Origin of the sequence: Paraburkholderia rhynchosiae, from assembly GCF_002879865.1 — a bacterium.
Classification (GTDB): Bacteria; Pseudomonadota; Gammaproteobacteria; order Burkholderiales; family Burkholderiaceae; genus Paraburkholderia; species Paraburkholderia rhynchosiae.
This window is the reverse complement of the sequence record NZ_PNXY01000008.1, coordinates 129,402-142,159: the sequence shown is the minus strand read 5'-3', so window position 1 is coordinate 142,159 and position 12,758 is coordinate 129,402. Positions and strand designations below refer to the sequence as shown.

General features: G+C 60.0%; 10 protein-coding genes. 8 read left to right on the top strand and 2 right to left on the bottom strand.

The annotated features are described in order from the left end of the window. Window positions 1–178: 178 nt before the first annotated feature. Window positions 179–1,216 carry a LacI family DNA-binding transcriptional regulator gene (locus C0Z16_RS13765; RefSeq protein ID WP_102632705.1) on the bottom strand — a complete coding sequence of 346 codons (1,038 nt, stop codon included), beginning with the start codon at window positions 1,214–1,216 and terminating at the stop codon, window positions 179–181. A gap of 192 nt (window positions 1,217–1,408) precedes the next feature. Here C0Z16_RS13765 and C0Z16_RS13760 point away from each other — a divergent pair, with 192 nt between their 5' ends. The 8 genes from C0Z16_RS13760 to C0Z16_RS13725 all read left to right on the top strand — a co-directional run bounded on the left by C0Z16_RS13760 (window position 1,409) and on the right by C0Z16_RS13725 (window position 10,870). Next, window positions 1,409–2,560, top strand: a complete 1,152-nt coding sequence (locus C0Z16_RS13760) for an ABC transporter ATP-binding protein (protein ID WP_102632704.1) — start codon at window positions 1,409–1,411, stop codon at window positions 2,558–2,560. An 11-nt stretch (window positions 2,561–2,571) separates the two neighbouring features. After that, window positions 2,572–4,557 carry a beta-galactosidase gene (locus tag C0Z16_RS13755; RefSeq protein ID WP_102632703.1) on the top strand — a complete coding sequence of 662 codons (1,986 nt, stop codon included), beginning with the start codon at window positions 2,572–2,574 and terminating at the stop codon, window positions 4,555–4,557. A 90-nt stretch (window positions 4,558–4,647) separates the two neighbouring features. After that, window positions 4,648–5,901: an ABC transporter substrate-binding protein gene (locus C0Z16_RS13750; RefSeq protein WP_102632702.1), complete on the top strand. Its 1,254-nt coding sequence runs from the start codon at window positions 4,648–4,650 to the stop codon at window positions 5,899–5,901. 54 nt (window positions 5,902–5,955) lie between these two features. Further along, entirely contained in the window at window positions 5,956–6,936 is a 981-nt protein-coding gene (locus tag C0Z16_RS13745) for a carbohydrate ABC transporter permease (protein ID WP_244201233.1), read from the top strand. A 10-nt stretch (window positions 6,937–6,946) separates the two neighbouring features. Continuing rightward, window positions 6,947–7,798: a carbohydrate ABC transporter permease gene (locus C0Z16_RS13740; RefSeq protein WP_102632700.1), complete on the top strand. Its 852-nt coding sequence runs from the start codon at window positions 6,947–6,949 to the stop codon at window positions 7,796–7,798. Between the two features lie 238 nt (window positions 7,799–8,036). Then, the gene (locus C0Z16_RS13735; RefSeq protein ID WP_167403517.1) at window positions 8,037–9,272 is read left to right on the top strand and encodes a Crp/Fnr family transcriptional regulator; all 1,236 of its coding nucleotides are present in this window, start codon (window positions 8,037–8,039) and stop codon (window positions 9,270–9,272) included. A 93-nt stretch (window positions 9,273–9,365) separates the two neighbouring features. Continuing rightward, window positions 9,366–10,130: a flagellar motor protein gene (locus C0Z16_RS13730; protein ID WP_102632698.1), complete on the top strand. Its 765-nt coding sequence runs from the start codon at window positions 9,366–9,368 to the stop codon at window positions 10,128–10,130. Window positions 10,131–10,177: 47 nt separating this feature from the next. Then, window positions 10,178–10,870: an OmpA family protein gene (locus C0Z16_RS13725; RefSeq protein WP_102632697.1), complete on the top strand. Its 693-nt coding sequence runs from the start codon at window positions 10,178–10,180 to the stop codon at window positions 10,868–10,870. A 3-nt stretch (window positions 10,871–10,873) separates the two neighbouring features. Here the strand turns inward: C0Z16_RS13725 and C0Z16_RS13720 are convergent, their stop codons facing one another. After that, window positions 10,874–12,547 (bottom strand): FAD-dependent oxidoreductase, encoded by a 1,674-nt coding sequence (locus tag C0Z16_RS13720; protein WP_102632696.1) that lies wholly within the window; start codon window positions 12,545–12,547, stop codon window positions 10,874–10,876. Window positions 12,548–12,758 lie beyond the last annotated feature (211 nt).

The following is a 12,758-nucleotide window of genomic DNA, read 5'->3' as shown; positions in this document are numbered from 1 at the left end:
TTGCAGGAGGACCGGTGAACACGCGCGAAGCCATATACCGAAAGGCTTTCAGGCAGTGGTGCGACGCAACGCGGAGCTCTGGGACTCCGGGAAAGTCCTGGCTACGTCGAAAGCAGTTAGAAAGCGAAACCGCATATATCGACCGCTCGAACGGCGCACGTTTGCGACATTCGCGGCTTCAGCGCGAGCGCAAGCGCGGCGTGCCCGTCGAGGCACGCACCATGAGTTTCGGCGCGGAGGAAACGCGCATCGGCACCTTGGCCTTGCTGCGTCCCGCCTGTCCATACGACGACTCGATCAGCTCGCGCAGCAACGACACGGCGAGCCCGGCCACTTCGACAGTCGGCACGGCCACGGTGGTCAACGCGGGCCGCGACTCGCGCGCGAGCTGAATGTCGGTGATGCCGACCACGGACAGGTCGGCGGGCACGTTCAGGCCCAGATCCGCTGCGGCATGCATTGCGCCGAGCGCCGGCAGGTCGTTCGTCGCGAAGATGGCGGTCAGTTTCGGATCGGCTTCGAGCAGCGCGCGCGCCGCGTTGTATCCGCCCTGGATCGTATCGGCCGCGTGTTTGACGCGGTTCTTCGGCGCGCCCGCCGCGCGCAGTGCATCGACGAAACCTTCATAGCGCGCAGCATGAATGCCAGAAGCCTTACTGCCGACAATCGCGCCAATCCGCCGATGCCCCAGCTCCAGCAGATGCTCGCCGGCAAGCTCGCCGGCCAGACGAAAATCGACCGCGACGCATGGCAAGCCCGGCGGTTCGTTGGGCCGCTCCCACATGCATAAAACCACGGGCGTGCCGCGCGATTCGGTCATGTGAAGGTCGGCCAATTCGAGGTTTGCATTGGTCACGAGCACGCCCTCGGAGAGCGTGCCCGCTATCTGATCGAGGTATGCGCGACCGGTGACCGGATCTTCGTTAGTATTGCAAATGATCACGAAATGGCCGCTCGTTCGCGCCGCGCGTTCGACGGCGAGCGCGAACTCCGGATAGAACGGATTGGCGATGCTCGACACCATCAATGCAAGCGTCGGAGCGCGGCCTTCCGCGAGTGCGCGAGCGGCGAGGTGTGGCCGGTAGCCGAGCGCATCGACGGCTTCGAGAACCCGTTGACGCGTCGTCTCGCCGACCCGTCCGCGATTGCGCAGCACGTTCGAAACGGTGGCCGGCGTGACGCCGGCATGACGCGCGACTTCTGTAAGTGTAGGCATGTCTGTTCATTATTTGGGATGGCTGCCCGACATTTGCATCGATGGGCAAGGCACGGCACCATCTGTCGCACAGACAAAAACGATATCGGAGACAGGCAAGGCCCAACGATCGCCCGCGATCGATTTTTTCGGCCCTGCTGATTAAGCGCTTAATCTCCGACGTCGAGCCGATTAAATCACGGAGTCGATGCGATGGCGAGCATTTCGTTAAGAGGCGTACAGAAGGCGTATGGCGACGGCGCGCCGGTGATTCGCGACGTCGATCTCGAGATTGGCGAGAACGAATTCTGCGTGTTTCTCGGGCCATCGGGCTGCGGTAAATCCACATTGCTGCGCATGATCGCGGGCCTCGAAGACTTGACCGACGGCGATCTCTTCATCGGCGGCCAGGTCATGAACGACGTGCCGGCGGCGCAGCGCGGCGTCGCGATGGTGTTCCAGAGCTACGCGTTGTTCCCGCACATGACCGTGTTCGAGAACATGGCGTTCGGATTGAAACTCGCCAAGACTCCCAAAGACGAAATCGACCGCAAGGTGCGGGAAGCCGCGCGCATTCTGCAACTGGAAGCGCTGCTCGAACGCAGGCCGAAAGCATTGTCGGGCGGACAGCGTCAGCGCGTTGCAATCGGCCGCGCAATCGTGCGCCAGCCGGGCGTGTTTCTATTCGACGAACCGCTTTCCAATCTCGACGCAACGCTGCGTGGCCAGACCCGCATCGAGATCGCGCGGCTGCACAAGCAGTTCGCGAAGGCGAGCGTCGTGTATGTCACGCACGATCAGATCGAGGCAATGACGCTTGCGGACAAGATCGTGTTGCTGCACGCAGGCAAGGACACCGAGCGTTACGGCAGCATCGCGCAAATCGGCGCGCCGCTCGAGTTGTATCACCGCCCGAAGAGCCGCTTCGTCGCCGGGTTCATCGGTTCACCGCGCATGAACTTTTTGCCGGGACGTGTCGCGTCGATCGACGCGCAAGGCGTGACAGTCACGCTTGATCACACGCAGGAAAACGTGCGCGTGCCTGTGGATGGTGCGGCGCTCCAGGTCTCGCAAATCGTGACTTTCGGGGTGCGTCCTGAACACCTTGAATTCATCGACACATCTACGCCTGCCGACGACGCCGTTCTCTCGCGCACCGTCTCGCTGGTCGAGCAACTCGGCGAACACAGCTACGTGCATCTCGATCAACCCGGCGGCGTCGCATTGATCGCGAAGGCGCCGGGCGATACGCGACTCGCGCCAGGCCATCGCGCGAACCTGCGGGTGCCGAGCCACGCTACGCACTTGTTTACCGAAGACGGCTTCGCCGCCGCTTCGCTTGAATCCGTCGAACATTACGCATAAAGGACATTCGGATGCGCCTTGGAGTCTGTTATTACCCGGAACACTGGCCTCAGTCGATGTGGGAAGACGACGCGCGCCGGATGAAAGCACTCGGCATCGAGCAGGTGCGCATCGCCGAGTTTGCATGGAGCCGCATCGAGCCAACGCCTGGCGAATACGATTGGGGCTGGCTCGACCGTGCGATCGATGTACTCGGCGCAGCCGGCTTGCAGGTCGTGATGTGCACGCCGACCGCAACGCCGCCAAAGTGGCTGATCGACCGTCATCCGGATATCTTGCCGGTGGGTGCTGACGGCCGGCCGCGCGCGTTCGGTTCGCGCCGTCACTATGACTTCTCGTCGCCGTCGTATTTCGCGGCGTCGCAGCGCATTTGCACGGCGATTGCCGAGCGTTACGGCAAGCACCCGGCGGTCGCATACTGGCAGACCGATAACGAATTCGGCTGCCATCACACGGTAGTGAGTTATTCGCCGGCAGCAGTGGGGCGCTTTCGCGAGTGGCTGCAAGCGCGCTATCAAACGGTAGACGCATTGAATCGCGCATGGGGCACCGTGTTCTGGAGTATGGAGTACCGCAGCTTCGACGAAATCGATGCGCCAGTCGCGACCGTGACCGAAGCGCATCCTTCACATCGGCTCGATTACCGGCGTTTCGCGTCGGACGAAGTGGCGCGCTATAACCGCATGCAGGTCGAGATCATCCGCGCGCATTCGCCGGGGCGGCCGGTCGCGCACAACTTCATGCAGCTCTTTACCGAGTTCGATCACTACAAGGTTGCGGCCGACCTCGACGTCGCGGCGTGGGACAGCTATCCGCTGGGCGCACTTGAGGAGCAATGGTTCGCGCCCGATGTAAAGGCGCGTTGGCTGCGCAGCGGTCATCCGGATTTCGCGTCGTTCAATCACGACGTGTATCGCGGCATGTCGAAGCTGCCGTTCTGGGTCATGGAGCAGCAGCCGGGTCCGGTGAACTGGGCGCTGTGGAATCCGGCGCCGTTGCCGGGTATGGTGCGGCTGTGGAGCTGGGAGGCGTTCGCGCATGGCGCGGGTTGTGTGTCGTACTTCCGTTGGCGTCAGGCGCCGTTTGCGCAGGAGCAGATGCATGCGGGGTTGAATACGCCGGATAACCGGCTCGACGTTGGCGGTAGCGAGGCCGCGCAAGTGGCCGATGATATTCGCGCGGTGCTGGCTGCAAACGCCGACGCCAATGCCACGATCCGTTCGAAGGTCGCACTCGTCTACGATTACGAAGCAAAGTGGCTGTTCGAGATTCATCCACAGGGTGCGGACTTTCACTATCCGCGTTTTGCATTCGAGTACTACTCGGCGCTGCGCTCGCTCGGTCTCGATGTCGATGTCGTGCCAGTCGACGCATCGCTCGACGGCTATGCGCTGATTGTCGTGCCGCCGCTACCGGTCGTGCCCGCGGATTTCGCCACGCGTCTCGCAAGTTCCGGCGGGCAAGTGGTGATTGGGCCGCGCACCGGTTCCAAGACTCAAGATATGCAGATCCCCGCGAATCTGCCGCCGGGTGCACTCGCTGATGTATTGCCGCTGCGTGTGTGGCGCGTGGAATCGATGCGGCCGAACGTGACCGAAGCTGTGCGGCTTGCCGACACGGAAGACGCGAAAGCTGAAGACGGTGTTGCCCGCCATTGGCGCGATTTCATTGAAGACGATAACGCGAATGCACTTGAGGTACTCGCGCGATTCGCCGACGGCCACCCCGCGTATGTGCGAAACGGCGCGTTTCATTACTTCGCGAGTCTATTCGACGAGGCGTTGACGGTTCGGCTTTTTTCGCAAATCGCACAGCACGCCGGCATCGAAACCTTGCCGCTCGGCGACAGCGTGCGTATTAGCCGGCGTGGCGCACTGACCTATGTGTTCAACTACGGCGACGCCGCACACATGATTACCGATGTAGCCGACGGCGCATTTGTGATCGGCTCGCGCGCAATCGAACCACAGGGCGTGGCGGTTTATCGATCGAATTAACCCGGTTCAAGCAACGGGACGATGTGCAAAGCGGAATTCCAGGCAGTAACGACAACGACGCAAAATCAAGGAATAAAGGAGACAGGTAGTATGAAAATGAAACCACGCAAGGTTCTGCTGGCACTCGCGCTTGCTGCGGCGGCTGTGGGAACGTCCGTCGTCAGCACCGCGCAGGCGGGCACGCTGACCGCCAATATCGCGTTCAAGGGCGCGAGTCAGCGCGCGGTCTGGCAATCGGTTGTCGACGACTTCAAGAAGGCGCATCCCGCAATCGACGTGAAGGTGTCATTTATCGATGAAGAAGCCTACAAGGTGCAGTTGCCCGGCTGGCTCTCGACGGTCGCCCCCGACATCGTGAACTGGCATGACGGCGAACGCATGGCCTATTACGCGCAGCGCGGCCTCTTCGAAGACTTGAGCGGCGACTGGGCGAAGAACGGCTGGAATGAGATGTATGCGTCGACGAAAGAAGCGTCGTCGTACAAAGGCAAGCAATATGCCGCGCCGACCGTGTACTACTCGTGGGGCATGTTCTATCGCAAGGATCTGTTCCAGAAGGCCGGCATCTCAGGTGAACCGAAAACGTGGGATCAGTTTCTCGACGACTGCAAGAAGCTGAAAGCAGCGGGCATTACGCCGATTGCGGTAGCGGGCCGCGATGCATGGACGCTTGCGGGCTGGTTCGATTATCTCGACTTGCGCCTGAACGGCAACGCATTCCACCAGAAGCTGATGGCGGGCGAGGTTGCGTACACCGATCCGCGCGTCAAGAAAGTCTATACAGCGTGGAAGCAGTTGATCGACGCGGGCTATTTCATCGACAACTCCCTTTCCTACGATCTCGATTCCGTGCAGCCGTTCCTGTTCCAGGGCAAGGCCGCGATGATGCTGATGGGCACGTTCATCACCGCGGGCTTTCCGCCGAACGTGAAGCCGGAGATGGGCTACTTCCAGTTCCCGATCATCGACGCAAAAGTGCCGACTGCCGAAGACGGCCCGGTCGAATCGCTGCATATTCCGTCGAAAGCGAAAAACAAGGCGGACGCGCACACGTTCCTTGCATTTGTCGAGACGCCGGAGATCGGCGCGAAGCTCGCAGTCGGTCTGGGTTCGCTGTCGGCGAACAGCAAATCGCCCGAGCCGGAAGACCCGATTTCGAAGATCGGCTTCCAGATCCTTGCGAACACCAGGGGCGGCATCGCGCAGTTTTATGATCGCGACATGACGAAGGAAATGGCCGATGAAGGCATGAAGGGGATGCAGCAGTTCATCTCCGACCCGTCGAAACTCGACGGCGTACTTGCGCAACTCGAGCAGACGCGCAAGCGGATCTATAAGAAGTAACGAACGGCGCGGCGGCCGCAAGGCCGCCTTCCGTAGCATCCGATGGAGAAGATCTTGTCGCATTCCGTCACCCGTCACACTGTGGCCGATCCCGCTGAACCAGGCGGCTCGTTGCTGCCCGCGCCAGGCGGCACAACGCGTGGGCGCGCGCCGAACGTAGGGACGCGCCAGCGCCGTCCTTCGCCAACTGCCCGGCGTCAACGGCGCGCTGCTTTTCTGTTTCTCGCGCCGGCTTGCGTGATGGTGGCGATTTACGTGGTCTGGCCGATTCTCTCGACGATACGCCTGAGCTTTTTCAACTGGGACGGCATGACGGAGCCGTCTTTTGTCGGCCTCGCCAACTACGTCGAACTGTTCCATACGCAGACGTTCTATACGGCGCTGAAGAACAACCTGATCTGGCTGCTGCTATTTCTACTCGCTCCGCCGATGGGACTCGCCGTCGCGTTGTATCTGAATCAGGCAGTGGCCGGCATTCGCATCGTCAAATCGCTTTTCTTTGCGCCGTTTGTGTTATCAGGCGTGGTGGTCGGGCTGATCTTTTCGTGGTTCTACGATCCGACTTTCGGTTTGCTCGCGCTGGTTCTCGGCCACGGCGTGCCGGTACTCGGCGATCCGCGCTACGCGACTTTCGGCATCGTATTCGCGGCGCTGTGGCCGCAAACCGCCTATTGCATGATTCTTTATCTGACCGGTCTCACGTCGCTGAACGCCGAGCAGATTGAGGCCGCGCGCATGGAAGGCGCACGCGGCTGGTCGATGCTGTGGCACGTCATTCTGCCGCAACTGCGGCCCACCACGTTCATGGCGATTGTCGTCACGATCATTGGCGCATTGCGCAGCTTCGATCTGATCTCGGTGATGACGGGCGGCGGTCCGTTCGAGAGTTCGACCGTACTCGCGTATTACATGTACGACCAGGCGATCAAGTATTACCGCATCGGTTATTCCGCGGCGGTGGCGGTCGTGCTGTTCGGCATCATGCTGGTCTACATCGTTTATCACCTGCGGCGGATGCTGCGCGCCGAGCAATAAGGAGCCGACCATGTTTCCAATCCCAATCGACAAATGGAAACCGGCGACGCGCCGCGTCTACAAACTGACCTTGCCGCTCGCATTGCTGATCTGGCTTCTGCCGATGATCGCGGTGCTCGTCACGTCGGTGCGCTCGACAGAAGAACTCAGCGAAGGCAACTATTGGGGATGGCCAAAGCACTTTGCGCTGTTCGACAATTATCGCGAGGCGCTGACCACCTCGCCGATGCTCCACTACTTCTGGAACAGCGTGCTGATTACGGTGCCCGCGGTGATCGGTTCCATTGCGCTCGCGGCAATGGCCGGCTTCGCTCTCGCAATCTATCGCTTTCGCGGTAATTCCTCGCTGTTCGCCACTTTCGTTGCCGGCAACTTCGTGCCCGTGCAAGTGCTGATGATCCCGGTGCGCGATCTGTCGTTGCAGCTTGGCGTGTTCAACACGGTAACCGCGCTGATTCTCTTCCATGTGTCGTTTCAGACAGGTTTTTGCGCGCTCTTTCTGCGCAACTTCATTAAGCAGTTACCGTTCGAACTGGTCGAGGCGGCGCGCATTGAGGGCGCGAACGAGTGGACCGTATTCTTCAAGATCGTGCTGCCGTTGATACGGCCTGCGCTCGCCGCATTGGCGATCCTGGTGTTTACCTTCGTGTGGAACGACTATTTCTGGGCGCTGTGTTTGACGCAAGGCGACGATGCCGCGCCGATCACCGTGGGTGTCGCCGCGTTGAAAGGGCAATGGACGACCGCATGGAATCTGGTTTCGGCCGGGTCGATTCTGGCCGCATTGCCTTCGGTTGCAATGTTCTTCGCAATGCAGAAGCACTTTGTGGCGGGCTTGACGTTTGGCGCGACGAAGGGCTGACGCGGCTGCGCGCTACCGCATCACAGCGCGATCCTGAGGCAAATGAAAAATCCGGTAGGGCATCTAAACCTTGCCGGGAAGCGCCGCAAACGTTTGCGCCATTATCTCATACGTTTTTTCTTATTAAAGATTGGGAAGGGCTTGTCGTTATCCAGTGAAATAAGTCAGTCTGTCGAACTGACTCGTGCCCGAGGAACGGCACGCGCTGGACGAAAACAGCTCATCGGGGGAACCAATCTTGAACCAGCAACGGTCACCATGGTCGCGTACGGCGGCTCCTGGCGAAGTCATCTATTCCGAGGGCTTTCTCGGGGATGCGGTCATCTACGTGATCGCCGATGGCAAAGTCGAAATTTCCGCCCAATGCGATGAAAAAAAGGTCATTCTCGCCACGCTCGGGAAGGGCGAGTTTTTCGGTGAAGCCGCGCTGTTGCCGCCCGAGCCGCGAGCGCACACCGCCAAAGCACTGAGCTTCTGTCAATTGACCGCCATTGCGGGCGGCATTGTCGAAGAAGAACTGGAACGCGTATCGCCGCTGCTGCGCCATATCGTGCGCACTATGATCCGCCGCGTCAAAAAGAAAGACGACATTCACGCGACCAATACGCATGCTGATTTCCTGCCTGGCGTTCTGTCGTATGCGCACGTTCTTTCGTTGATGGCCGGTGCGGAAGCGAACGACAGGTTCGACGGTCGCGCACGTCGCCCTCAGAACGAGGAAATCTCGATTCCACTCTCCGAAGTCATCAAGAAATGCAACGCGATTGCCGGTCATTCGCGCCCGCATGTGATGGCAATGCTCAAGCGCATGGAGAAACTCAATCTCGTCTCGATCGAAGCGGGACGCTCGGAGCGGCTGAACAATACGTCGGGACGATATTCGGCAAGCGACGGCGCGGCGGGCCGGCAACTCGTCACGTTCGATCCGGTGAGAATCACGGAACGCGCGCAGCAGGTGGCGGACCACGATCTCGACGTTTCGATCAGCAGCGAACTGGAACTGATCGAACTGGACGATCTGGAAGCGCTGATCGGTGTCGACAGGAAAGTGATTCTCAACAAGCTCTCCCATGCGGAAATCGCAGAAGACATCTTTGCGTTCCGAAAGACGAAGGTGCTGAATTATGTCGAGGAAAAGGGTCTCAGCTATTTCTCGCGCCGCAATGCGCGCGGCGGGAACGAGTTGAAATCGATCGACGATCTGGAATTTGTCGACCAGAGAACATTGTTCGACGCCATGAGCGCGTTCGATACCTACGATCTCGCGAAACTGCTGTCCTCATTGGCGGGCCAGCCGATCGACGAGCGCCTGCAATCCGTGATGACGGAGGCGCGGAAGAAAGAGGTGTCGTGGGTAATGCGTCGCGAACTCAAGATCGACCCGGTCGAGATTGTCGAGATCGAACAGCGGTTCATCGACACCGTCCGAGCGCTCAAGTCTCCCGCGGCGAGCACTGCGCCCGTCGAGTCCTGACGTCTACAGCGTTGAATCGACAACAACGACAACATAGACAACACACCGTTTAACCTGTAATTCGCAGGCTCATGCAGCCGGTTGCGAGGAAGTATGGATCTCTTGACGATATTTGGCGTGGTGTTCGGCTTGACGGCGATCGTCGCGGGCTTCTCGCTCGAAGGCGGGAATTTCACCTCGCTGTTCCAACTGGAGGCGTTTGTCATCGTCCTTGGCGGCACGTTCGGGGCGGTGATGATTCAGAACACATGGGCGCGGTTTTATGACGGCGTGAAGCAGTTGCGCTTTGCTTTCGTGAAGGCGCGGCAAGTGGATCGCGAGAGTTTGTCCGTGCTGCTCGAATGGGGCGATCAGGCGAAACTGAACGGCATGCTGGTGTTCGAGTCGATCGACGCGGGCGGCATCAGCCCGTTTGCCAAACGAGGCCTCGAATTGCTGGCGAACGGCGTATCGACGGCGGTGCTCGAAGATGCGTTGCAACGGGAAGTCGACGCCTATGAGCGCAATCACATGGCGGCGGCGCGAATCTGGCAGCAGGCGGGCGGTTATGCGCCGACTTTCGGTATTCTCGGCGCGGTGCTCGGCCTGATTCAGGTAACAGGTCATATGCTTGAGCCGTCGCAACTTGGGCAAGGCATCGCTGTCGCTTTCGTGGCAACGCTCTATGGCCTCGCATTGGCCAACCTCGTGTTTCTGCCGCTATATGGAAAGATCCGCGCGCAGGTGGATAGCGAATTGCGTTTCAGGCGTTTGTATCTCGACGGCTTGCTCGCGATTTCGCGCAAGGAATCGCCGCACACCATCGAAACGCGATTGGCCGGCGACGTGCGCGAACGATCCGCCGAATTGCTCGGCTAGCCGGTTCGATAAAAGAACGAGCCACAATTGATAGCGGACTTTCGTGTATGAGCACATCTACTGGCAGCAAGCGTCTCAGTGCGGGTAAAACCGGGCACCAGGACGGTCACGATAACGGCGAACAGTCGGATCGTTGGCTGCTCTCGTACGCGGATCTGATTACCACGCTCATGGTGCTGTTTCTCGCGCTTTATGTTTTGCAGCTTGCAAAAAACAGCGAGCTGCAAATAAAGACGCTGCAACATCACCCGGTAAAAGAAGCCGTTGCCGCGCAGGCGCCCGTTACGACGCCCAACGCGAAAGATGACGCAAAAAAGCGGCTGCTTTCGTTGCTCGAGCCCTTGCAGGACAACCAACGGATTACGATTTCGCACACGCCGCAAGGCGTCGAGATCGCGATCAATGCGAAGGTGCTGTTCAATTCCGGCGACGCGCGTCTTTTGCCGGAGTCGTTCGCCGTGCTGGATCAGATCGCCACGTTACTGCGTGACCGCGCAAGAAACAATATTCTGGTAGAAGGGCACACTGACAGTTTGCCGATATCCACGGCGAAATACGAATCCAATTGGGAACTGTCTTCTGCACGCGCAGGTGCAGTGGTGCGCTTCTTCGCCGACAAGGGCATTCAAGCGCACCGAATGGCTGCAATTGGCCGCGCCGACAATTTCCCGCTGACCATCGGCGACGACGCAGCGGCTAACGCTGCAAATCGCCGCGTGACGATACTCGTCGAGTATTGAACGTCACACGTCCAGCGCAAGATACTGGTGAAGCGACTGAATGGCGGCCGCGCCTTCTCCTACGGCAGCCGCTACTCTCTTGACCGAGCCGCTGCGCACGTCGCCCACCGCGAAGATGCCGGGCCGGCTCGTTTCGAGGAAATGCGCCGGGCGTTCCGATGTCCATTTGTGAGCGACATCCGGGCCGGTCAGCACGAAGCCGTTCTTGTCGAGTTCGACGCAGTCGCCAAGCCAGCCCGTACTGGGCTGCGCGCCGAGAAACAGGAACACATGCCGGACAGGCTTCTCCTCGATCCGCCCCGCCTGGTTCCACCGAATCGATTCAAGATGCGCGTCGCCGTTCAATGCGACGATCTGCGTTCGCACATGAACCGTGATGTTCGGCGCGGCCTCGATCCGTCTGATCAGGTAGTTGGACATGCTCGTATTTAGTCCCTCGCCGCGAATCACAATGTGCACGTGGCGCGCGAAGCCTGAGAGAAAAACCGCAGCTTGCCCCGCCGAGTTGCCGCCGCCGACAATCACGAGTTCTTCGTTGCCGCAAAACGCGGCTTCCATGAACGTCGCGCTGTAATAGACGCCACGGCCTTGAAAATGCTCCAGGCGCTCGAGTTCCGGTTTGCGATAGCGCGCGCCGGTAGCAATCACAACAGCGCGCGCATAGACGTGCTCGTCGTAGTTCAGCCGGATATGGAACGGCTGACCTTTGTCGCATTCAATACCGAGCGCCTCGATCGGCACGCCGACTTCCGCGCCGAATTTCCTGCATTGCGACAGGCCGCGTCCGGCGAGTGCCTGTCCCGAGATTCCGGTTGGGAATCCAAAGTAATTTTCGATCTTCGAACTGGTACCGGCCTGCCCGCCGGGCGCTTTGGTGTCGAGAACCGCGACCCTTAATCCCTCGGATGCGGCATACACCGCCGCCGCGAGGCCCGCCGGTCCCGCGCCGACTACGACCACGTCGAAGCGTTCGCCGTTCAATCTATCGGGACTCAAGCCGATGGCGTCGGCGGCGGCGCGATTCGTCGGGCGCTTGAGCACGACGCCCTGCAAGGTGACGAGTACCGGAAGATCTTCCTCAGTGACGCCGTAGCGCTCCAGCAGTGCTTTTGCTTCCACGTGCTCGGCAATATCGAAGTACGCCGAAGGCTGCGCGTTGCGGCTCAGGAAGTGCCGCAATACCAGCGTCGGGAAAGAAGCGGAACTGCCGATCACGACCACTCCGCCGTTCTGGTCCTGAATGTATGCGACGCGCCGCAGAATGTAGGCGCGCATGATCGTTTCGCTTAATTCGGCTTCGGCAATCACGAGTGCGCGCAGCGATTCCTCGTCGATCACGATCACTTCGCAATCGCTCGTCGCGCGCGCGGAGGCCACCGCGCCGCGGCCCGCTAGCGTTCCGACCTCGCCGGTGAAGCTGCCGGGACCGTGAGAGCCGAGAAAATGCAAATTGTCACCGGCGCCGCGCGTCGCCTCGATGGTGCCTGACAGGATTGCGAACATGGGAATGTGGCGATCGCCTTCAGAAAACAGTATGTCGCCGGCTTTCAGTTTGCGCCGTTCGCCGTATCGCTCCAGTACCGCGAATTGCGCGTCATTCAGCCGTGGAAAGATCTGGTGGTGACGGCTGCCGCCTGCCAGCAGATCTTCACGCTTACCAGAAGTTTTATCGCTCATGAGATGTCCGATTGGAAAGACGCATGGTGCAAGCGGGTCACTCTGCGCCGGATTGGCGTCTCGACGCGAACAATCGGCAGCAGAGGGAAGGCTGTGGACAGCCATTTCAGCGGAGATTGTGCGCCAGAGTCCGTTCGCCCGTAAAGGGTGCGTAAGGCAGCGCGTATGGCACGGCGTGTATGACGCGGGCCGTTGACACGGTGCCGCGAGA